Source organism: Aurantiacibacter aquimixticola (genome assembly GCF_003605475.1).
Classification (GTDB): domain Bacteria; phylum Pseudomonadota; class Alphaproteobacteria; order Sphingomonadales; family Sphingomonadaceae; genus Alteraurantiacibacter; species Alteraurantiacibacter aquimixticola_B.
The window spans coordinates 164047-185358 of sequence record NZ_RAHX01000001.1; the positions used below are offsets into that span (position 1 = coordinate 164047).

The following is a 21312-nucleotide window of genomic DNA, read 5'->3' on the forward strand; positions in this document are numbered from 1 at the left end:
CCGCGCCGCCGGTTACTGCGCCGGAGCCGGTTCCAGCACGGCGTTCAGCTCGTAGCCCACCGGCGCATCGGGCCCCAGCGGTATGCCAAGATAGAACCACGCGACGATCAGGGCCACGCCCGAAATCAGCAACCAGATCGAATAAGGCAGCATCATCGCCGTCAGGCTGCCGAGGCCGAAATCCTTCTGCCAGCGCTGGGCGAAGACTAAGATCAGTGGAAAGTAGACCATCAGCGGGGTGATGATATTGGTCGCGCTGTCCCCCACGCGGTAGGCCGCCGTCGCGCCTTCCGGGCTGATGCCGAGCAGCATGAGCATGGGCACGAGGATCGGCGCGAGCAGCGCCCATTTGGCGCTCGCCGAGCCGATGAAGAGATTGAGCAGCGCCGCGAACAGCACCATCAGCCCGATCACCAGCGGCAGCGGCAGCCCAGTCGACTGGATCGCGTCCGCACCGTGAACGGCGGAGATGAGGCCGAGATTTGACCACTCGAACATTTCAACAAAATGCGCGGCGGCGAAGGCGAGGACGAGGTAATATCCCATGTCCTTCATCGCCTCGGCCATCATGGCGACCAGATGGCGGTGGGTCTCGATCGTGCCCGCCGCCTTGCCATAGGCCCAGCCGGTGGCGAGGAAGAGGACGAAGAACGCCGCGACCAGCGATTTGTAGAACGGATCGAGTTCGGTGTGGATCGAGCAATCCGGCACGGCGGCGCCGGTATCGGCGAGGCAGGCCGCCTCGTCGATAAGCGGCGTACCGGGCGCGAAGACCATGACCGCCCACAGCGCCACCACGGCCAGCGCGGCGAGGCCGGCCCAGCGCAAGCCCTTCTTCGCGGCGGGACCGGTGTGCTCGTCGGGATCGGGGCTGGTATCGTCCGCAGCACCCGCACCGGCGGACGCGACGCCTTTCCACGCGCCAAGGCGCGGCTCGATGATCTTGTCGGTGACATACCAGATGATCGGCAGGTAGATGAACGTCATCATGCTGATGAAATACCAGTTGCCCGCGATATTTGTCGTGAAGGTCGGATCCAGCATGCTCGCGCCGACGGCTTCCTCAGTGATGCCGAACAGCAATGCGTCGAGCTGGCCGGGAGAGATGTTCGCCGAGAAACCGCCCGAAACACCGGCGAATGCGGCTGCGATACCGGCGAGCGGATGACGCCCGGCGGCGGCGAAGAGGATGCCTGCCAGCGGAATGAGGACCACATATCCGGCATCCGCCGCGTGATTGCCGAGCATGGCGACGAGCGCCACCACCGGCGTCAGCAGCGATTTCGGCGCGCTCTTGACCGCAGCGGACATGCCCGCCGCGAAAAAGCCCGACCGCTCCGCCACGCCCGCTCCCAGCATCACGACGAGCACGTAACCCAGCGGGTGGAAGTGCGTGAAGGTCGTCGGCATCTCCACCCACAGGCGCTGGATATTCTCCGCCGACAGCAGGCTGGTGGCCTGGATGACGCTGGCGGTGCCCGTTTCCTCGTCCACCGTTGTGGGGTGCAGGGCAGAGACGCCTGCCAGCGCGCAGATCACCGAAATCGCGACCAGCGCCAGGATGAGGTAGAAAAAGATGAAAACCGGATCGGGCAGCTTGTTGCCGGTCCGCTCCACCCAGCCGAGAAATCCGGTCTGAGTCTGCGTGCTCGCGTCAGCCGTTGTCGCCATGATCGATCCTGTCCCTCCACTCGATTCGCCGTCCGGCGTAACATGCGCAGCGCGGCAGGTCTTTACCCGCGGCGTCGCCTTCCCCATCTGGCCCTTGTGCCGCATTCTCCGCAAGCCCGCCTGACACTCGCCTTAACGGCCATCGCATGACCGACGGCGGGAAACCGCATGGCTGGCTGGTGCTGGACAAGCCGCGCGGGCTCGGCTCGACGCAGGCGGTGGGTGCGGTGAAGCGCAATTTGCGTGAAGGCGGCTATGCGAAGACGAAGGTCGGCCATGGTGGTACGCTCGATCCGCTGGCCGAAGGCGTGCTGCCGATCGCATTGGGCGAGGCGACCAAGCTCAGCGGTCGGATGCTGGATGCGGACAAGGTGTACGAATTCACCATCCAGTTCGGCGAGGAAACCGATACGCTCGATACCGAAGGCGAAGTGGTCGCCCGGTCGGACCGTCGACCGCCGCGCGCTGCCATTGCCGCTATCTGCGAGCATTTCACCGGCGAGATAGATCAGGTGCCGCCCAAATATTCGGCGCTGAAAGTCGATGGAAAGCGCGCCTACGATCTGGCGCGGGCGGGGCAGGAGGTCGAGCTGGAGACGCGGCGGGTCACGATCCATTCGCTGGAGATGCTGGGCGGCGGACCTGCCATGCGGGTGGATTCGACCTTCGCCACCACGCTCGGCCGACCCGACCCCTACGACCCGCAAGCGCCGCTCGAACTGGCCGACAGTGTCACGCTCATCGCCAAGGTCAGCAAGGGTACGTATATCCGCTCTCTTGCACGGGATATCGCGCACGCGCTTGGAACGGTCGGCCACGTTACCTATCTGCGTCGCACGAAGGCCGGGCCGTTTCTTGAGGAACAGGCGATTTCGCTGGACAATCTCAACGAAATCGGCAAGGGCGCGCCACTTCAAGACCACCTCCTGTCGCTGGAGGCGGGGCTGGACGGTATCCCGGCTCTCGCTCTCGATCAGAACAGTGCGCAGGCGGCCAGACAAGGCCGGGTCGTTTCTGATCTGCCCCACCCCGACGGGCTGTACTTTGCCAAGCTGGAGGACACTCCGGTGGCGCTGGTGGAACTCGACGGGGGCATGATGAAAGTCGTGCGGGGGTTCAATTTCTAAGCGATACTGCAGATAAGGTAGAAAGACATGTCGGTAACCGCCGAAAAGAAAACCGAAATCATCAAGGACAACGCCGTCGGAAAGGGCGACACCGGTTCGCCGGAAGTACAGGTCGCCATCCTGACAGAGCGTATCCGCAACCTGACCGAGCACTTCAAGGATCACCACAAGGACAACCATTCCCGTCGTGGTCTGCTCAAGATGGTCAACAAGCGTCGCAGTTTGCTGGCCTATCTGAAGAAGAAGGATCTGGGCCGCTACAACGACCTGATCCAGAAGCTGGGTCTTCGTAAGTAAGAGTTTCGTGAAGGGCGGCTCGATGGGCCGCCCTTCGCACATCTGGCATCCTTCGCAATTCGGTGAAGGGGCTTGGGGGCTAGACAGGCCCCGCACCGGACCGGGCCGGATTTCCCGGATAATGCAGGCCCCGCATCGCAATCAGGCGTCGCGGGTTCAGAAGGATAAATATGTTCGACAAGAAAACCGTATCGATCGAGTGGGGCGGAAAGACCCTCACCCTCGAAACCGGCCAGATCGCCCGTCAGGCAGACGGCGCCGTGCTGGCCACCTATGGCGAAACCGTGGTGCTGTGCGCCGTGACCGCCGCCAAGAGTGTTCGCGAAGGGCAGGACTTCTTCCCGCTGACCGTGCACTACCAGGAAAAATTCTCCGCCGCGGGCCGTATCCCGGGCGGCTTCTTCAAGCGCGAAGGCCGCGCGACGGAGAAGGAAACGCTGACCTCCCGCCTGATCGACCGCCCGGTGCGGCCGCTCTTCCCGGAAGGTTTTTACAACGAAATCAACGTAATCGCACAGGTTCTTTCCTACGACGGTGAGACCGAGCCCGATATCGTCGCCATGATCGCCGCTTCTGCCGCGCTCACGATTTCCGGCCTGCCTTTCATGGGCCCGATCGGCGCAGCACGTGTTGGATTCAGCGACGGCGAATACGTTCTCAATCCTTCAGTCGCGGATGCACTTGGTGAACAAGGTCGCCTCGACCTCGTCGTCGCCGCCACGCAGGACGCGGTCATGATGGTCGAGTCCGAAGCCAAGGAGCTGACCGAAGAGGAAATGCTCGGCGCCGTCATGTTCGCGCATGAGGAAAGCCGCAAGGTCATCGGTGCCATCATCGATCTGGCCGAACAGGCTGCCAAGGATCCGTGGGAAATCGAGCAGGCCGACGACCTGTCCGGCATGAAGGACGATATCCGAGCCCTCATCGGCGACGATATCGCCGCTGCCTACAAGATCACCGACAAGTCGGAGCGTCGCGATCGTATCGATGCCGCTCGCGAAAAGGTGAAGGCGAAGTACGAAGATGAGGATGGCCAGACGCAATCTGCCGCCAACAAGATCATCAAGAAGCTGGAATCGGAAATCGTCCGCGGCGCAATCATCAAGGACGGCACCCGCATCGACGGGCGTAAGCTCGATCAGGTTCGCCCGATCGAAGCGATGGTCGGCCTCTTGCCGCGCACGCATGGTTCGGCCCTGTTCACCCGCGGTGAGACGCAGGCGATCTGCACCACCACGCTGGGCACCAAGGATGCCGAGCAGATGATCGACGGTCTGGAAGGACTGTCGTACAACCACTTCATGCTGCACTATAACTTCCCGCCCTATTCGGTCGGCGAAGTGGGCCGCTTCGGCTTCACCAGCCGACGCGAAACCGGCCACGGCAAGCTTGCCTGGCGCGCGCTGCACCCGGTGCTGCCGACGCATGAAGATTTTCCGTACACGATCCGCATCCTGTCGGACATCACCGAGTCCAACGGCTCGTCCTCAATGGCGACGGTGTGCGGTGGCTGTCTGTCGATGATGGATGCCGGCGTTCCGATCGAGCGCCCGGTTTCGGGCATCGCCATGGGCCTGATCCTCGAAGGCGACGACTTCGCCGTTCTGTCGGACATTCTGGGTGACGAGGATCACCTGGGCGACATGGACTTCAAGGTCGCGGGTTCCGAGGCGGGTATCACCTCGCTGCAGATGGACATCAAGGTTGCCGGCATCACGCAGGAAATCATGACCAAGGCGCTCGAGCAGGCGAAGGCCGGCCGCGCGCATATCCTTGGCGAAATGACCAAGGCGCTGTCCGGTGCCCGCGGTGAAGTGTCCAAGCACGCTCCGCGCATTGAGACGATGCAGATCGACAAGTCGAAGATCCGCGATGTCATCGGAACGGGCGGCAAGGTGATCCGCGAGATCGTCGCCGAAACCGGTGCCAAGGTCGATATCGATGACGAAGGCACGATCAAGATCAGCTCTTCCAATTCCGACGAGATCGAGGCCGCGAAGAAGTGGATCGAAGGCATCGTCGAAGAGGCGGAAGTTGGCAAGATCTACAACGGCAAGGTCGTTAACATCGTCGACTTCGGTGCATTCGTGAACTTCATGGGCGGCAAGGACGGCCTCGTCCACGTCTCTGAAATGAAGAACGAGCGCGTGGAGAAGCCGACCGACGTGGTGTCCGAAGGACAGGAAGTTAAGGTCAAGGTCCTTGAGATCGACCAGCGCGGCAAGGTCCGTCTGTCGATGCGCGTTGTCGACCAGGAAACCGGTGAAGAGCTGGAGGACACCCGTCCCCCGCGTGAGCCGCGCTCCGGTAGCGGCGGCGGCCGTGGCGGTGATCGTCGTGGCCCGCGCGGTGGCGGCGGTGGTCGTGGTCGCGGTGGCGATCGCGGTGGCCGTGGCGGCGACCGTGACGGAGGAAACGGTGGCGGCGGCAACGACCTTCCCGACTTCCTGAAGGACTGATCCTTCCAAATCTGCTAATCGAGAGGGCCGCGAGCAATCGCGGCCCTTTTGTCTTGGAGCGAAGACGATGCTTCCACGCGAAACGCTGGCAACGGCGAAAATTCCCGGCGGCGACACGCTGACGCTGGTCAGCCACGGGCGCGACTTCATCATCATGCTCGGCCGGGACGAGCTGATGGGCACGCGCATGCAGTTCAGCGAAGAGCAGCTCGCGCGCCTGACGCTGCAACGTCTGGAAGCGCCGACACCGCGCGTTCTGATCGGTGGCTACGGCATGGGCTTTACCTTCCGCGCGGCATTATCCGGCCTGCCCGATGGCGGCGAAGTCGTGGTTGCCGAAGTGGTACCTGAAATCCTCGATTGGGCGAGGGGTCCGCTAACCCATTTGACCGGCGATACGTTGGATGATCCCCGTGGCCGGGTCGTGCTGGCAGATGTCGCGGCGCTGGTGGACGATGCGGTCGACGGCACCACGCCGCGCTACGATGCAATCCTGATGGACGTAGACAACGGGCCCGATGGCATCGTGCGCGACGGGAACGAGCGGCTCTACACCCGCACTGGCATCGCCCGCATGCGCGATGCGCTGAATGTCGGCGGGGTGCTGTCGATCTGGTCCGCAGCGCCGGATCACAAATTCACGGGGCGGTTGAAGGATGCGGGGCTCAAGGTCGATGTGCAGACCGTCCGGGCGAGACCCAACAATAAGGGCCCGCATCACACGATCTGGTTCGCTCGCCGGGTCAGATAGCGCCTATTGCGGCAATGCGCGCGACTGGCCGAGGAAATCGCCCTTCCCCAGCTTCACTCCCTTGCTTCGCAAGATGGCGTAGGCCGTTGTCGCATGGAAAAAGAAATTGGGCTGGCTGAAACTCAGCAGAAAATCTTCGCTGGCATAGGGCCGATCGATCTTTGCCTTCTCGAAAACGAAGCGCGTTTCGCCTCCCACGAAGCTGTCGATCTCTCCCTTGGAGAGCGCGCGGAGCGTGTTTTCGGCAGCACCGAGATTGAGCCGCATCTGTTCTAGCTTGTCCGCCCACGGGTCGAGATCGGGCGAGAACAGACCCTTGCGAACCCCCTCCACAGCACCGACCGAGTGCGCGATCATGCTTTTGATCTGATAACCGAAGGGAAGCATGTCCTCGATCAGCCGACTGTCCGCCAGTTCCTCTTCGGAAATTCCGCACTCCTTCGCCTTCTCCACCCAGCCTTGGCCTGCCTGGAGGATCTGGATCATCGTCGGGATCGTGGCTTCGTAGAGCGAGACGGACATGGCGGGTTGGCTCCTGCATATGCGTGCGACCGCGGCAATTGTGCTGCCAGCGTATCGCACTTGGTTCAAGCGCCGGGGCGCGCCACTTCGAATGAAAAAGGCCCGCGCCTTTCGACACGGGCCTTTCCAATGCAATTATCAGCGAACGCGCGGCCCGCCAAAGGGAAGGGGGGGAGGGGGGCGGCGCGCACCGCGAGGCAGCTGCGCCTGGTAAGCCCGGCCGCAGTGCTCGACACAATAAGGGAAGCCCGGGTTCACCTTCTCGCCGCAGAAATGGAAGTCGGGCTCACCCGGATGACCCATCGGCCAGCGACACACCCGGTCGTTCAGGTCTAGCAGGCTGGTCTTGTCGGCGATGTCAGGGCTCGGCTTGGCGGGAACCAGCCGGCGCGGCGGAGCGGGCGGGATCGGCGGCTGCTGATCGCCCGGACCCTGCCGCAGGAACCCACCGGGGCCGTAAGATACGATTTTGGGCAGCCCTTCCTGCCTGTTTGGAATCGGCTGGCTGGCATTCGCGCCCCCTGTCGGCGCGGCAGGCTTGGGGCTCGGCGCGGGCGCCGGCTTGGGCGCAGCGGGCTTGGCCGCCTTCTTCGCAACTGGCCTGGGCGGCGCTGCCACCTTTTTCTTGGCGGGTGTCTTTGTCTTTTCCTTCGCTTTCACCGGGCTCGGCCGGGCTTTCAGCCCGAGGCGATGCGCCTTTCCGATGACGGCATTGCGAGAGACACCTCCGAGCTCTTCCGCGATCTGGCTGGCGGTCGATCCGCCTTCCCACATCTTCTTCAATGTCGCGATGCGTTCGTCGGTCCAGCTCATTTGCGTTTTCGTGCCCTATTCTGCGATGCGCGGGATGCGCCGATATTCTTGCCAGCCCGCTCCGCTCCAGATAGGCGCGCCCGTATGGCAGAACAAGCGAATGATCCAGCCGCCGGGGCGCGTGGTCCCGCCGATTTCGTCGATACCGACGCGAAGGCCGGTCGCATTTTCCCGCCAAAGGGAGAGCCCCAGATCACCGGCTTCAACCGGATCGGACTGTGGAGTCTTTATATTAAGGAGATCCGCCGCTTTCTCAAGGTGCAGACGCAGACGATCTGGGCACCTGCGGTTACCACGCTCCTGTTTCTGGTTATTTTCACCGTCGCACTAGGGCGAGAGGGGCGCGAAGTGCTGGGCGTTCCATTCGGCACATTTGTCGCGCCGGGCCTCATTATGATGGGGATGATGCAGAACGCTTTCGCCAATTCCAGCTTCAGCCTGCTGGCGGGCAAGATGCAGGGCACTATCATCGATCTGCTGATGCCGCCGCTTTCAAATGCCGAACTCATGCTGGGCATTGTCGCCGCGGCGATGACCCGCGCCGTGCTTGTCGGCGGAGCGGTCGCTCTTGCCATGTGGCTCTATCCCGGAGTCACGCTGAACATCGTGCATCCCTGGGCAATCGTCTGGTTCGGCTTGATGGGGGCGCTGATGCTGGCGCTGTTCGGCTTTCTGGCCAGCATCTGGGCGGAGAAATTCGATCATAACGCCGCCATCACCAACTTCATTGTCGCGCCGTTAAGCCTGCTTTCGGGGACGTTCTATGTCATCTCGAACCTCGCACCATTTTTTCAGGCGATCAGCCGAGCAAACCCGTTCTTCTACATGATCTCCGGGTTCCGATACGGATTCCTGGGCGAAAGCGATATCGGCAACACCAACGAAGCCGTTCTGGGCGCGGCCGTCGGAGTGGGCGCTCTCAACATCGTGCTCGCCTTCGTGACCTACCGCGTTCTGCGCAGCGGCTGGAAGATCAAGAGTTGAGTATCAGTGCGTGAGGGCGCGCCGAAGTCGATACCGCCCGCCACGGAATTCTTCGAACAGCTGCGCGACCTGTGGGTGATCGATCGGACCTCCGTCGCGGTCCATCAGCAGGTTCTGCTGGCTGACATATGCGACGTAGGAACTCTCGTCGTTTTCGGCGAGAAGGTGATAAAACGGCTGATCCCGTCGCGGCCGCTGGCCTTCGGGGATTTGCTCGTACCATTCTTCCGAATTGGCGTAGACCGGGTCGATATCGAAAACCACGCCGCGAAAATCGTGACGCTTGTGCGTCACCACATCCCCGATGGCGAAACGTGCGCGCGAGCTACGCGGGGCATCGACGATGCGGCCCGCCTGGGATGAATAGAACTCGGTGCGATCCATAGGTGAAATATAGGCACCCGACGCACTTCAACAAGCTGAACGTCTAGCAAATCACCGGTTTTCGTCCTAGTTCGCGCAAACAGGGTCTTGGCAACGCAAAAGCCATCCGCTAACCGCCGCGCTCCCAACAGGCCAAGCGGGCTTGCCCGCACGCTCATCTCGCGGAGAGGTGCCGGAGTGGTCGAACGGGGCGGTCTCGAAAACCGTTGAGCCCTTCTGGGGTTCCGAGGGTTCGAATCCCTCCCTCTCCGCCACTCATCAAGTTAGTGATTGCGAAAGATAAGGATTTGATCCCCTTTCGCGTGGTTCAGCGCCCATTGCCGCAAATATCCCGATCGCGTCGTTCTCAATTTCCAGCCCGAACATCCCGGCGGCATTGCCGGTCGGGTCAACAACATCACCAACCTGTCGTCCTGCGAGTGTGATTATGTCGCCCTGCTGGACGGGGACGATGTTTGGATCGATCCGCTCAAACTGCAGCGCCAGGCGGACTTTCTCTACGCCAATCCCGCATATGCGGGAACAGCGCATGACGCCTTCCTGATGTCTGCCGACGGGGAGCGTGTGCAACCCCTGACGAAGGCGCAATACAGTCCGGCCGGAAAGCGGATGCGCCGGTCGATCTCGATGCGCGCACCATGCTGGACAACAATTACGTCCAAGGCTCGAGCTTCTGTTTCCGGCGTGAAGCGCTGCTGTTTCCCAGCTGGTTCGACACGGTTCATGCAGGCGATCAGGGGATCTTTCTGCTGGTGTCTCAGCATGGCGCCATCCGGTTCGATCCGCGCGTCATGTCCGGCTATCGCATTCACGCGAATTCCATCAGCTGCGGACCGCGATCGAAACAGAGACGTGCACGTGAATTCCTGGTCGATCGTGATGTCTTCGCGCGGTTCGAGGGCATTCCCGGTCCGATCGAGGCGCAGCGTATAGCGGTGCATGCGAAGCTCGCCGACGAGCCGGTAAAGGCGGGCGAGGCAAATCCCGCAATCGCCTTCCACGCCAAGCGCGCGCGTGATTACGCTCTACGAAAGCTCTTCGACACCGGGATGCTCAGCCGCGTGGACGAACGGCTCGTCGCGCTGAATGAGCGGGCACTTACCCACCCCCCAGAGCACGCCACAGAAGTACGCGAGCCCGGGCCGAGCGGCCTCGGGCGGCGGCGGCGCGTTCGCCGCTAGCGTCGGCAGACCGGCGCGCTTCCAAGACGGTGAGGAAATCGGAGAGACCTGCGCGGTAGCGCGTATCGGCGAGCCGCGCGGCACGCTCGGCAGTCTCGAATTCGCGCTCTGCCGCCGCAAGTTCACGATCGGCGGCGGCGACCAAGCCATAAGCGGTCTCCGCATCGCCGAGTGCGGTGAAGACGGCATCGCGATATTGCGCGAAAGCCAGCCGCTTCTCTGCTGCTGCGCCATCGATTTCGGCTTCGATACGCCCGAAATCGAGGAGGGGCGCAAGTAGGCTGCCGCCTACGGAGCCGACAATCGCGTCCTCATCGAACAAATCGCCTAGATCGAAGGACAGCAGGCCGAGCACGGCGGACAGCGTGAAACGCGGGAAACGCTGCGCAGCGGTGGCTGCGAGCTCTGCATCCTCGGCGGCGAGACTGGCTGCGGCGGCGAGTACGTCCGGCCTGTCGGACAGCAAGGTGCTCGGCAGGGCCGCAGGTGGCGCAGGCTGGGCGGGCAGCGGGGCGGGCTGGCGCAATGTGTCGAGCACGCGGTGCGCGGGTAGAGCGGTCAGCGTGACGAGGCGTCCAGTCAGCCGGGCGCGCTCGCTCGCAAGTGCGGCAATGCGGCTCCGGCTGGCTTCGGCGGCACTTTCTGCGCGCACACGGTCGAAGCCGGGTGAAATGCCCGCGTCTTCGCGCACGCCCGCCAGTCGGGTGAGTTCTTCGGCAGCAGCAAGGTCCTCCTCCAGCGCGGCCTGTCGCTCGGCCAACGTACGCCAGTCGATGACGGATGTAGCTATCTCGGCCAGCAGCGCATTGCGCACGGCTTCTGCGTCGAAAGTGGCGGCAGTTACGCGCGCGAGTGCGGCTTCCTCCTGCGCGCGAATGCGACCGAACAGGTCGGGATCCCAGCTTGCCGAGATATTTGCGGCATATTGCACGCGCTCCGTGTCGATGGAGATGCCGGGCGGCAGGCCGCCGCCGAATTGGTCGGGATTGGTTCGCGATCCGACAATGGATGCATCGGCGGTGACGTTCGGTAGACGCTCCGCCCCGGCACGGCGTGCTCCGGCGCGGGCCGCTTCGATCCGCGCGACGGCCTGCGCCAGCGTCGGTGCATCGGATAGGGCCAGCGCGGCGAGATCCTCATATGCAGGGTCGCCTGTCGGCAGCAGCGCGGCGAGCGCGGTACCCGTTGCGGCATCCGGCGCATAAGCGAAGCTTTCCGGCAGCACCGGCGTCGGCGTTGCGATTTCGGGCGGGGGCCCGGCGACACAGGCGCCAAGCGCCAGCGCGGGCAACAGGGACGCGGCGCGCCGCATCATTCGTCCGCCCCGTTCGTGGCGGGAATGAAGGCGTCGACCTGCTGGCCGACCCGGAACAGCCCATCGGCCTCGGGGAGCTCATAAATGATCTGAAGCACGCGGACGTCGACCCGCTCGCTGGCGCTGTTAGTAAGAGACGTCTTGGGCACGACCTGCGGTTCGGCCCGCACGAATGTTGCGCGCACCTGCCGCTCTGCCGCGCCGCGTGGGGAGACTAGCGCTGGCTCGCCAAGGTCGACGCGGGGGGCTTGCTCCTCATCGACATCGATGCGGATATAGAGCGGCCGCGTCTGCCCCATCTCGATGAAGCTTTCGGCATTGCCACCGCCACCGCCCGTGGAAAGAAATTCGCCCGGGCGGATATTCACTGCGAGAATTTCACCCGTGATCGGTGCCCGCACCGTTGCGCGTCCGAGCTCGGTCTGAGCGGTTCCGACCTGTGCCTGAGCGCTTTCGAGACGGGCCCGGGCAGCCGACAGACGGGACTCGGCCAACTGGCGGCGTTCGCGCGCGGCGCTGGCATCGCCTTCTGCGCGGATGACCTCGGCACGGCTTACGGCGGCCGGATCATCGACGTCGCGATAGAGCGCGAGCTGGCGCGAGGCGGTGTTCTCGGCAGCCCGCGCTTCGGCGATGGACGCCTGGGCTTCGGCCAAGGCAGCGCGCGCTTCCTGTACCGCCGCACCGGTTTCGCGAATGCGGCTGCGGATGGCGCGCTGGTCGACGGTGAAGAGCGGCTGACCTCGCTCGACATAATCGCCCGGCTGCACGAACACTTCTGTCACCAGCCCCGCCAGCGCAGTGCCGACCTCGATCGTCTCGCTGGACGGTTCGACCACGCCCGCACCGGCCACACGCGGTTCATCGGCAAGATCGCCGGTTGCCCGCGGTGGATCGCGCTCCGGCTCTTCCAGGTCGCGCTCCGGCATGCCGAAGAAGATGAAAAGCGCAGCGGCGACGAGGCCGACAATCGCCAGGATCGGCAGCCCCTTGCGAGCGAAGCTGAAATTTTCTGGGAGCAAAGACATTAGTGGTCCTCCGGCATCTGCTTGCCGTCATGGGTGATCTTGCCGTCTTCGAGCACGAGGATACGGTCGGCGAGATCGAAAACGCGGTTGTCATGGGTGACGATGATGCAGGCGCGGTCTTCCGCCACGGCGACTTCGCGCAGCAGGTCCATCACCCTGCGGCCGGAATTGGCATCCAGCGCGGCGGTCGGCTCGTCGCAGACCACTAGGCGCGGTTCGTGGACGAGCGCGCGCGAAATAGCGACGCGCTGCTGCTGGCCGCCCGAAAGCTGGCTCGGAAGCTTGTCGACCTGATCGCCGATATTGAGCTTCTCCATCATCGCGACCGCGCGTTCTCGCGCTTCGCCGCGATCCATCCCGCGCGCGATCAGCGGAACGGCCGCGTTGCTGGCCGCATCGATGGAGGGGATGAGATTGTACTGCTGGAAGATGAAACCGATATTCTGGAGCCGGAATTCGACCAGTTCCGTGTCGGACAAGTCGTATATGTCGGTTCCAAACACTTCGACTTCGCCTTCGGTCGGCCAGAGAATGCCGCACATAATCGAAATCAGCGTTGTCTTGCCCGAACCGCTCTCGCCCACGAGATAGGTCAGCTCGCCCGCACGAATATCCAGATCGATGCCGTGCAGCACGGTGATGGTCTGCTGGCCCGCCTGGAAATCGCGCGTAACCCCGCGCGTGGTGATGGCGGCCCCGTTGCCGTTCATGCCGTTCATCGGAACACCGCCGCAGGCTCGGTCTTCAGGACGTTGCGCAGCGCCAGCCAGCCCGTCAGCGCGAGGATCAGCGTCACCGCGATCAGGCTGATCAGCGGAACCTGCCACGGGATGTAGAAGCCCTTGAACGTCGGATCGCTTGAAAAGCCCCAGATGAAGAATACCGTGCCGAGCACGCCGAGGCCGTAGCCGATCAAGCCGACCAGTCCGGCTTGCGAGGCGACCATGCCGCGGATCTTGGAATTGGTGACGCCGATCGCTTTGAGCGCACCGAACTGCTTGATATTGTCACGGATGAAGAGGCTGAAAGTCAGCCCTACGATAGCGATGCCGACAATGAAGCCGAGCGCCACGGTGATCCCGAAATTGAGCGGAATGCCCGTATTCTGGATGATGAAATCGACCCCGTCACGAGCGAACTGATCCCGCGTGCGAGCGCGCAGTCCCGTCTGATCCTCGATGCGCTGCGTCAGCTCCTCCGCCGTAACGCCATCCGATGCGCCGACCAGCACGAAGCTCATCCTGTTGCGGGTGCCCGGCACATAATTCAGCGCGCGCGAATATTTGGTGTAGAGGGTCACCTGGCTGGTGAAGCTGGGGATGGCGTCCGAAATACCACGGATGACCGCGCGCTGATCGTTCAGCTCAAGCCGTTCGCCGATCGGGTCCGCCCCGTTTTCGAACATTCGAAGCGCACCGACATCGTCGATGATAACGCTGTCCGGCATGGAAAGGACGCTGGTGTCGCCCTCCAGCATCCGGCTGGGCAGGCCGATCAGCGTCGCATCGTCAACGCCGATCACACTGACGCCTTCGAGGTCGCCATCCTGCGTACGCACGCTCGCCCCGGCGCGCAGATGCGGCACCGCCCACTCGACGCCGGGCACGGAGCGCACCGCGTCCAGCGCGGTTGAGGGCATGGGGAAGTTCACATCGGTCGTACGGCTGACCTCGTCCATCACCCAGACTTCGGCGCTCGGTACGTTGTAGACCGCGCTTGCCCCGCGTTCGATCAGATTGACGAAGATCGTCAGCTGCTGGGTGATGAGCAGGGTTGAAAACGCGATACCGAACACCAGCCCGTAAAACTTCTGTTTGTCGCCGGTTAGCATCCGGATCGCGATCCATTGCATTGGTGGGGGAACCTTCTGCTGCCGGGAGGACTTGCACTTTCGAGTCGCAAGCGCCATTCTTGAACGGTATCGTTTAATTGAACGGAGCCGTTCACTTTGTCAACCCCATCCGCCTCGCGCCCCGGTCGCCCCGCCGATACGGCGAAGCGTGCGGCAATCGTCGCGGCAGCGGTGCGCAGCTTTTTCGAGCATGGCTATGCCGCCTCCTCGATCGAGCAGATCGCGTCGGCAGCGGGTGTGTCCAAGGTGACGATCTACAACCATTTCGGTGGCAAGCCGGAGCTCTTTGCAGCTGCGGTCGAAGCTGAATGCGAGCGGATGCGCGGGCATTTCAGCATCGAGAATCTCGAAGGTGCGAACCTTCGCGACAGGCTGACCGCCATCGGGGAGGCCATGTCCGCTTTTCTCTCTCGCCCGGAAATGGTGCAATTCGAACGCCGTATCGCCGCCGAGACTGAGCGCGATCCTGCTATTGGCGAGGCGTTTCTCGCCGCCGGGCCGCATCGCATGAAGCGCGGCTTTACCGAATTGCTGAAAGCCATGAACGATGCGGGCGAAATCGCGGTCGACGATCCCGAACTCGCGGCCGAGCAATTTGCCGCGATGTGCAAGGGCATGGGCGATCTGGACCGCCGCTTCGGCATGCCGAGGGACGAGAAGCGCGATGCCGAGCGGATCGCGGGGGCGGTTAAAGTGTTCTGCCGCGCCTATGGCAATGCGTGAGCTTGCCATCGCGCGGCGCTTCCAACATGGTCGCAGGCGATGAGTGACATTCCCGATTTCGACACCGCGAAGTTCGCCGAATGGCTGGCCACGGAAGCCCCCGAGCATCGCGACATCGCGCGCGTGGAGAAGTTCAAGGGCGGCCAGTCAAACCCTACCTATCGCGTCACCACGGGGAAGGGCGACATCGTGCTGCGCCGCAAGCCCTTCGGCCCGACCTTGCCATCGGCCCATGCTGTCGACCGCGAATATCGGGTCATCTCGGCGCTGGAGCAAACGCCGGTTCCGGTGCCGAAAACGCTGGCGCTTTGTGAGGACGATGCCGTCATCGGCGCGCCGTTCTACGTCATGGAGATGGTAGAAGGCCGCACATTCTGGAACGGTGGCCTGCCCGAATGCACCCGCGAAGAGCGCAGGGGTATTTATCGCAGCATGATCGATGCGCTCGCGGATCTGCATTCGGTCGATCCGGACAGCGTCGGCCTTTCCGATTACGGCGCGCCGGGCAATTATTTCGAGCGGCAGGTGAGGCGCTGGACCAAGCAGTACCGTGCGGCGCAGACCGGCGAGCTCGCGGAGGTCGAGCGGCTGATTGAATGGTTGCCCGAAACGCTGCCGCCGCAACAGGGCGTCTCCGTCATTCATGGTGACTACCGCATCGACAATTTGATTTTTGCGAAGGACGACACCGACGCCCTCGCCATTATCGATTGGGAGCTGTCGACGCTCGGCGATCCGCTCGCCGACTTTGCCTATCTCGCGATGAACTGGGCGATGCCGAAAGAATATGGCGGTGCGCAATTGGGCGGTTACGACTTGGCCGAGCTCGGCATTCCGACGCTCGAGGAGATTTCGGCCCGCTATTGCGAGCGTATGGGGCGCAGCGACCTGCCCGATCTCAACTGGTATTTCGCTTACAATCTGTTCAGGTTGGTCGGCATTCTCCAGGGCATTCGCAAGCGCATCGCGGACGGCAACGCTTCCGGTGCGGATGCGGAGCAGAAGGCCGCTCTTGTCGAGCCGCTTGCGCAGGCCGCCTGGGGCTTCGCCAAGCGGGCAGGCGCATAGGAGGCTTAGGATGTCCGACCTGTTCGATCTCACCGACAGAGTGGCCGTGATCACCGGCTCGTCTCGCGGGATCGGCCGCGCGATTGCGGAGGAAATGGCAGCACGCGGCGCGCGCGTCGTAATCTCCAGTCGCAAGCAGAAGAGCTGCGAGGAAGTCGCCGAAGCCATCAATGCCGAGCATGGCGAAGGCAGCGCCATCGCAGTCGCCGCGAGCATTTCAGACAAGGCGGCCCTGGAGGATCTCGTCAACCGGACGTGTGACCAGCTCGGACCTATCGACATTCTCGTCTGCAATGCGGGCAGCAACCCCTATTACGGCTCGATGGACGGCATCGATGACGAAGCCTTCCGCAAGATCCTCGATAACAATGTCCTCTCCAATCACTGGCTGATTCAGATGACGCTGCCAGACATGCGGGCGAGGAAAGATGGCGCGATCATCATCGTTTCGTCCATCGGGGGGCTTCGCGGTTCGACCACGATCGGGGCCTACAACATTTCCAAGGCGGCGGATTTCCAGCTCGTGCGGAATTACGCGCTGGAGGCGGGGCCGGACAATATCCGCGTCAACGCCATCGCGCCGGGCGTGGTGAAGACGGATTTCGCCAAGGCTCTCTGGGAAAATCCCAAGCTGCACGAAGCGACCGCTGCCGCGACGCCTCTGAAGCGGTTGGGCGAACCGCGCGACATTGCGGGTGCTGCCGTCTATCTCGCCAGCCCGGCCGGCGCATGGATGACGGGGCAGATGATGGTGGTCGATGGCGGCATGACGACCGGCATAGGCGGCGTTTTCTAGCCTTCGAGATATTTCCCGAATTCGTGGCGCGCGATGGTGCGGGCATGGACCTCGTCCGGACCGTCGGCCAGCCGCAGCGTTCTGAGGCTTGCCCACGCCCCGGCAAGAAACGTGTCCTGGCTCACGCCCGCGCCGCCATGCGCCTGGATGGCATCGTCGATGATCGTGAGCGCCATGCTCGGTGCCTGCACCTTGATCATCGCGATCTCGGTCTTTGCGGCCTTGTTGCCTGCACGGTCCATCACGTCGGCGGCCTTCAGGCAGAGCAGGCGACACATCTCAATCTCGATCCTGGCGTGCGCGACGCGCTCTTCCCAGACGGAATGCTTGTAGATCGGCTTGCCGAAGGCGCTGCGGCTGGTGAGGCGGCGGCACATCGCTTCGAGCGCTTCCTCCGCCACCCCGATCGTGCGCATGCAGTGATGGATCCGTCCCGGACCGAGCCGTCCCTGCGCGATCTCGAACCCGCGCCCTTCGCCGAGCAGGATGTTCGATGCTGGCAGGCGCACCTTTTCGAGCGTGAACTCGGCATGGCCATGCGGCGCATGATCGTAACCGTAAACAGTGAGCATCCGCTCTTTCGTAACGCCCTCGGCATCGAGCGGGACGAGGATCATCGATTGGCTACCGTGGCGCGAGCCTTCGGGATCGGACTTTCCCATCACGATGGCGAGCTTGCAGCGCGGATCGCCCGCGCCGGTGCTCCACCACTTGCGCCCATCGACCACATATTCATTGCCGTCGCGCAGAATAGAGCATGAAATGTTTGTCGCATCGGAGGAGGCGATATCGGGCTCCGTCATAAGGAAGGCGGAGCGGATCTCGCCGCGCATCAGCGGGGCGAGCCATTGCTCCTTCTGCTCGCGCGAGCCGTAGCGCAGCAGCACTTCCATATTGCCGGTGTCGGGCGCGGAGCAGTTGAAGACCTCGCTCGCCCATTCGACGCGGCCCATCTCTTCCGCGCAGAGCGCATATTCGAGATTGGTGAGCTGCTCGCCTTCGAATTCGAAACCGTCATCGGACGGATCGTCCCCGTCCCAGGGCGGCATGAACAGGTTCCACAGGCCTTCGCTGCGGGCTTTATCCTTCAACTCGTCGATCAGAGGAAGCGCATCCCAGCGGTCGCCTTCGGCAACTTGCGCGTGGAAATCATCTTGCCGCGGCCGGACCTCGCGCTCCATGAACGCCTTGACCCGGTCGCGCATCGCGCGCTGCTTTTCGCTGAGTTCGAAATTCACGTTCGCGTGATGGCATCGTGGCCGGGCAAAGGCAATCGGCGCGCTATTCGCCGCCCGCGGATAGAAGGCGGAAGCCCCAGGCGGGCAAGGTGACTTTGTCGCCCGTTGCCAGCGTCACCGGCGCATCGCTGCGAAATTCGCTATAGCTTCCGGCTGCAAGGCCATCGCTGAGCGTCGCTGTTACCGGTTCGGCGGAGAAGTTGAACAGGCCGACCACCTTGTTGCCTTCCTCCTGCCGCACCCAGGCAAACATCTGCTGCGGCTGGTCGGTCACCACCTGCTGCATCACCGCGCCCCACTGGCCGTTTTCCAGCGCGGGATTGGCTTTTCGGAAATCGATCAGGTCCACGAGCAGTTCGCCATAGCGGCAGTCTGGGTTCTGGTCCCAGTCGATTGGATCGCGCTCGAAAAATTCGAGGCGCTTTGCATTGCACGCTTCCATCCCGTTATGGATCAGCGGCAGGCCTTCGCCGGTGAAGCTGAGGGCCGTCATCGCATCGAGCGCGGGCCCGTAGTTCTCGTATATCGTGCCTTCCCACGCATTGCTGTCGTGGTTCTCGATATAGGTCATGCGCATGGCTTCGCGCGGCCACAGGCTCTCATTCTCGGCGTAATAGCCATACCAGCTGGTGGCATTGCCATTGCCCTGCGCGATGTTCTTGGAGGTGTTGTGCCAGTCCCAGGCATAGGTTGCGTCGAAGGCGGCGCGGTGGAAGGCGGTTTCCTGCACTTCGCCGAGCATGAAAACGGGGCGGATCGCGTCGAGTCTGGCGCGCATCGTCTCCCAGAAATCGACCGGGACATAGCCGGCAACGTCGGCGCGATATCCGTCCACGCCAAATTCGCGAACCCAGTATTCCATCGCCTCGCCCACATGCTGGCGCACGCCCGGCTTCGTCCAGTCGAGATCGATGATGTCGGACCAGTCCCACCACGGCGTGGGGCGGAAATTGCCATCCCACGTTTTCTCGTACCAATCGGGATGCTCGCTCGCGAGGGCATTGTCCCAGGCAGTGTGGTTGGCGACGAGATCGAGGATGACCTTGAAGCCCTGCGCGTGCGCCGCTTCCATGAAGCTGCGGAAGTCGGCCTCTGTGCCGAATTCCGGGTTCACCGCATAATAGTCCTGCACCGAATACGGACTGCCGAGCGTGCCTTTGCGATTGACCTCGCCGATCGGGTGGATCGGCATCAGCCACAAGATGTCGACGCCCAATTCGCGCAGGCGCGGGAGCTCTTCTTCAGCGGCAGCGAAAGTACCCTCCGGCGTGAAATGGCGCGTGTTGATCTGGTAGAGCACGGCATCGCGGCTCCAGTCCGGATGCTCGATCTGGACGTAAGGCTGCGGCTGCCATGGATCGCTCTGCGCGGCAGCGGGCGCGGCGAGCAGGGCGGCGGCGAGGGCGGTCAGGGCAAGGTTACGCATTGGCAGTCTCCGTGGCTTCGCCGGGCACCGTCACGCGCAGCATGGCGAAAGCGGCAAGGGTCCAGGCGGCGGCAGCGAACAGCATCGTCCAGATCGGTTCGCCGGGGAAAAAGGCATTCATCACACTGCCCATCACCGTGGCGACGAGCAGCTGCGGAACGACGATAAAGACGTTGAACAGCCCCATGAAAATGCCGAGCTTTTTCTGCGGCAGACTGCTGGCGAGAATGGCGTATGGCATGGCGAGGATGGAGGCCCACGCGATGCCTTTCAGTATCTCGCAAACGATCAGTAGGTTCGGATCGCGCAGCAAGAAATAGCCGAGAAAGCCCGCCGCACCGAGCAGCAGGCAGGTCATGTGCGTGCGCGCCTTGCCGATCTTCTTCGACATCAGGGGAAGCAGCAACAATGCGGCAACGGCAGCGACACCGTTCTGCACCGTGTAGATCAGGTTCCACCAATTCGCGCCTTCATTGTAGGCGGACGTGGTAGGGTCGGCGCTGCCGTAGAAATATTGCGAGACGATCGGGCCGGAATAGATCCACATAATGAAGAGCGCGGACCAGCTGAAGAACTGCACCAGCGCCAGCCGCTTCATCGTGTCCGGCATGCCGGAGAAGTCGCCCACGATGCTGGAGAGCATGTTCGCTTTCCTGCCCTGCTTCGCCATGGAAATCCCCAGCGCGGAGAGGACACCGTAAGTTGCCAGCAATCCGCCAAGCAGATAGATTTCCTTTTCCAGGCCCAGCGGCTCGACGCTCAGCGCCACCAGCAAGCCTGCGGCAAGCCAGGCGATCGGGCCGGCGTATGATTTGGCCGCCAGCGCATCGACACCTGCCGATTGCTCGACCTCGCGCTCGGCTTCGAACGCAGCCATCTGCTCGGGCGAATATTCCTTCGTGGTCAACACTGTCCAGCCGATGGCGCAGAACAACGCCACCGCGCCTGCCCAGAAGCTCCAGCGCACGGTCGCGGGGATTTCCCCTGCGGCGGCGACATTGCTGACGCCGAACTGTTCGAGCAGCCACGGGAAGATCGCCGCCACGACCGCGCCCGCGCCGATAAAGGCGGTCTGCACCGCATAACCCGTCGAGTGTTGCGATTTGTCGAGCATGTCGCCCACGAATGCGCGAAACGGCTCCATCGCGATGTTGAGACTGGCATCGAGCACCCACAGCAGCGCGGCGGCAAAAAGCAGCGGCGCGGCGAAGGTCGGGGCGAGCGGCATCAGGATGAGCGAAATCGCGGCGAGCAGCGCTCCGGTCATGAAATAGGGGCGTCGGCGACCGAAGCGATTCCAGGTGTTGTCGGAAAGGTGGCCGATGATCGGCTGAACGATCAGGCCGGTCAGCGGTGCTGCGACCCAAAGAATCGCAAGATCGCCCATCTCCGCGCCCAGCGTCTGGAAAATGCGGCTCATATTGCCGTTCTGGAGCACGAAGCCGATCTGGATGCCGAAAAAGCCGAAGCTGATATTGGCAAGACCGCCCGCGCCCATATGCGGCTTGCGCGCCGGAGTGCCGACAGGTGTATTTGCGGGCGCTACGCCCTGAACCGATGCCATAGAAAGTCCTCTGCCCAACAATCCCGACGCGCGGAGGATCTTCGCCTTCTCACGCTCAAGATCGAAGGCTGGCACGATTGGTGCAGCCTCACAAGTTGCATACGAATACGTGA

General features: G+C 63.0%; 21 protein-coding genes and 1 tRNA gene. 10 read left to right on the forward strand and 12 right to left on the reverse strand.

All coding sequences use genetic code 11. From position 1 onward, the window contains the following. Positions 1–12 precede the first annotated feature (12 nt). Complete coding sequence (locus D6201_RS00875; RefSeq protein ID WP_120049109.1) at positions 13–1671, reverse strand: AbgT family transporter; 1659 nt, start codon at positions 1669–1671, stop codon at positions 13–15. Positions 1672–1817: 146 nt separating this feature from the next. Here D6201_RS00875 and truB point away from each other — a divergent pair, with 146 nt between their 5' ends. The 4 genes from truB to D6201_RS00895 all read left to right on the forward strand — a co-directional run bounded on the left by truB (position 1818) and on the right by D6201_RS00895 (position 6305). Continuing rightward, positions 1818–2798, forward strand: coding sequence for a tRNA pseudouridine(55) synthase TruB (gene truB, locus D6201_RS00880; protein WP_120046994.1), 981 nt, complete (start codon positions 1818–1820; stop codon positions 2796–2798). Positions 2799–2825: 27 nt separating this feature from the next. Further along, the gene (rpsO, locus tag D6201_RS00885) at positions 2826–3095 is read left to right on the forward strand and encodes a 30S ribosomal protein S15 (protein ID WP_120046995.1); all 270 of its coding nucleotides are present in this window, start codon (positions 2826–2828) and stop codon (positions 3093–3095) included. Between the two features lie 170 nt (positions 3096–3265). Continuing rightward, positions 3266–5554, forward strand: a complete 2289-nt coding sequence (pnp, locus tag D6201_RS00890) for a polyribonucleotide nucleotidyltransferase (protein WP_120046996.1) — start codon at positions 3266–3268, stop codon at positions 5552–5554. 67 nt (positions 5555–5621) lie between these two features. After that, positions 5622–6305, forward strand: a complete 684-nt coding sequence (locus D6201_RS00895) for a polyamine aminopropyltransferase (RefSeq protein WP_120046997.1) — start codon at positions 5622–5624, stop codon at positions 6303–6305. A 3-nt stretch (positions 6306–6308) separates the two neighbouring features. Here D6201_RS00895 and D6201_RS00900 read toward each other — a convergent pair whose 3' ends face one another. After that, positions 6309–6827, reverse strand: coding sequence for a DUF1993 family protein (locus D6201_RS00900; protein WP_120046998.1), 519 nt, complete (start codon positions 6825–6827; stop codon positions 6309–6311). A 138-nt stretch (positions 6828–6965) separates the two neighbouring features. Continuing rightward, positions 6966–7640 carry a GcrA family cell cycle regulator gene (locus D6201_RS00905; protein ID WP_120046999.1) on the reverse strand — a complete coding sequence of 225 codons (675 nt, stop codon included), beginning with the start codon at positions 7638–7640 and terminating at the stop codon, positions 6966–6968. An 84-nt stretch (positions 7641–7724) separates the two neighbouring features. Between D6201_RS00905 and D6201_RS00910 the strand changes: the two genes are divergently transcribed. After that, positions 7725–8624: an ABC transporter permease gene (locus D6201_RS00910; RefSeq protein ID WP_120047000.1), complete on the forward strand. Its 900-nt coding sequence runs from the start codon at positions 7725–7727 to the stop codon at positions 8622–8624. A 3-nt stretch (positions 8625–8627) separates the two neighbouring features. On the opposite strand, the gene hspQ is transcribed toward D6201_RS00910, so the two are convergent. Beyond that, entirely contained in the window at positions 8628–9008 is a 381-nt protein-coding gene (hspQ, locus tag D6201_RS00915; protein WP_120047001.1) for a heat shock protein HspQ, read from the reverse strand. A gap of 163 nt (positions 9009–9171) precedes the next feature. Here hspQ and D6201_RS00920 point away from each other — a divergent pair. After that, positions 9172–9262: transfer RNA gene (locus D6201_RS00920), tRNA-Ser, on the forward strand. A 4-nt stretch (positions 9263–9266) separates the two neighbouring features. Here the strand turns inward: D6201_RS00920 and D6201_RS00925 are convergent. Beyond that, entirely contained in the window at positions 9267–9539 is a 273-nt protein-coding gene (locus D6201_RS00925) for a hypothetical protein (protein WP_133303915.1), read from the reverse strand. A gap of 107 nt (positions 9540–9646) precedes the next feature. Here D6201_RS00925 and D6201_RS00930 point away from each other — a divergent pair, with 107 nt between their 5' ends. After that, positions 9647–10189: a glycosyltransferase family protein gene (locus D6201_RS00930; RefSeq protein ID WP_120047003.1), complete on the forward strand. Its 543-nt coding sequence runs from the start codon at positions 9647–9649 to the stop codon at positions 10187–10189. On the opposite strand, the gene D6201_RS00935 is transcribed toward D6201_RS00930, so the two are convergent. Genes D6201_RS00935 through D6201_RS00950 form a run of 4 tightly spaced genes read right to left on the reverse strand, consistent with a single transcriptional unit; the run spans position 10107 to position 14384 of the window. Continuing rightward, complete coding sequence (locus D6201_RS00935; RefSeq protein WP_242447378.1) at positions 10107–11504, reverse strand: efflux transporter outer membrane subunit; 1398 nt, start codon at positions 11502–11504, stop codon at positions 10107–10109. The genes D6201_RS00930 and D6201_RS00935 overlap by 83 nt on opposite strands. Beyond that, complete coding sequence (locus D6201_RS00940; protein ID WP_120047004.1) at positions 11501–12532, reverse strand: efflux RND transporter periplasmic adaptor subunit; 1032 nt, start codon at positions 12530–12532, stop codon at positions 11501–11503. Before D6201_RS00940 ends, D6201_RS00935 begins: the two co-directional genes overlap by 4 nt. Continuing rightward, the gene (locus tag D6201_RS00945; RefSeq protein ID WP_199798169.1) at positions 12532–13251 is read right to left on the reverse strand and encodes an ABC transporter ATP-binding protein; all 720 of its coding nucleotides are present in this window, start codon (positions 13249–13251) and stop codon (positions 12532–12534) included. The genes D6201_RS00940 and D6201_RS00945 overlap by 1 nt, the downstream gene beginning before the upstream one ends. Next, on the reverse strand, positions 13248–14384 hold the full coding sequence (locus D6201_RS00950; protein ID WP_120047005.1) for an ABC transporter permease: 1137 nt from the start codon (positions 14382–14384) through the stop codon (positions 13248–13250). The genes D6201_RS00945 and D6201_RS00950 overlap by 4 nt, the downstream gene beginning before the upstream one ends. Positions 14385–14480: 96 nt before the next feature. Between D6201_RS00950 and D6201_RS00955 the strand changes: the two genes are divergently transcribed. The 3 genes from D6201_RS00955 to D6201_RS00965 are packed head-to-tail and all read left to right on the forward strand — an operon-like array spanning position 14481 to position 16971. Continuing rightward, positions 14481–15107: a TetR/AcrR family transcriptional regulator gene (locus D6201_RS00955; protein ID WP_120047006.1), complete on the forward strand. Its 627-nt coding sequence runs from the start codon at positions 14481–14483 to the stop codon at positions 15105–15107. Between the two features lie 48 nt (positions 15108–15155). Next, positions 15156–16175, forward strand: coding sequence for a phosphotransferase family protein (locus D6201_RS00960; protein ID WP_422664712.1), 1020 nt, complete (start codon positions 15156–15158; stop codon positions 16173–16175). A 10-nt stretch (positions 16176–16185) separates the two neighbouring features. Beyond that, positions 16186–16971, forward strand: coding sequence for an SDR family oxidoreductase (locus D6201_RS00965; protein ID WP_120047008.1), 786 nt, complete (start codon positions 16186–16188; stop codon positions 16969–16971). Here the strand turns inward: D6201_RS00965 and D6201_RS00970 are convergent. The 3 genes from D6201_RS00970 to D6201_RS00980 are packed head-to-tail and all read right to left on the reverse strand — an operon-like array spanning position 16968 to position 21199. Beyond that, complete coding sequence (locus D6201_RS00970; protein WP_120047009.1) at positions 16968–18209, reverse strand: acyl-CoA dehydrogenase family protein; 1242 nt, start codon at positions 18207–18209, stop codon at positions 16968–16970. The two genes, D6201_RS00965 and D6201_RS00970, sit on opposite strands and share 4 nt — an antisense overlap. A 43-nt stretch (positions 18210–18252) precedes the next feature. Beyond that, positions 18253–19635: an alpha-amylase family glycosyl hydrolase gene (locus D6201_RS00975; protein WP_120047010.1), complete on the reverse strand. Its 1383-nt coding sequence runs from the start codon at positions 19633–19635 to the stop codon at positions 18253–18255. Next, complete coding sequence (locus tag D6201_RS00980; RefSeq protein ID WP_422664688.1) at positions 19628–21199, reverse strand: MFS transporter; 1572 nt, start codon at positions 21197–21199, stop codon at positions 19628–19630. Before D6201_RS00980 ends, D6201_RS00975 begins: the two co-directional genes overlap by 8 nt. Positions 21200–21312: the final 113 nt, after the last annotated feature.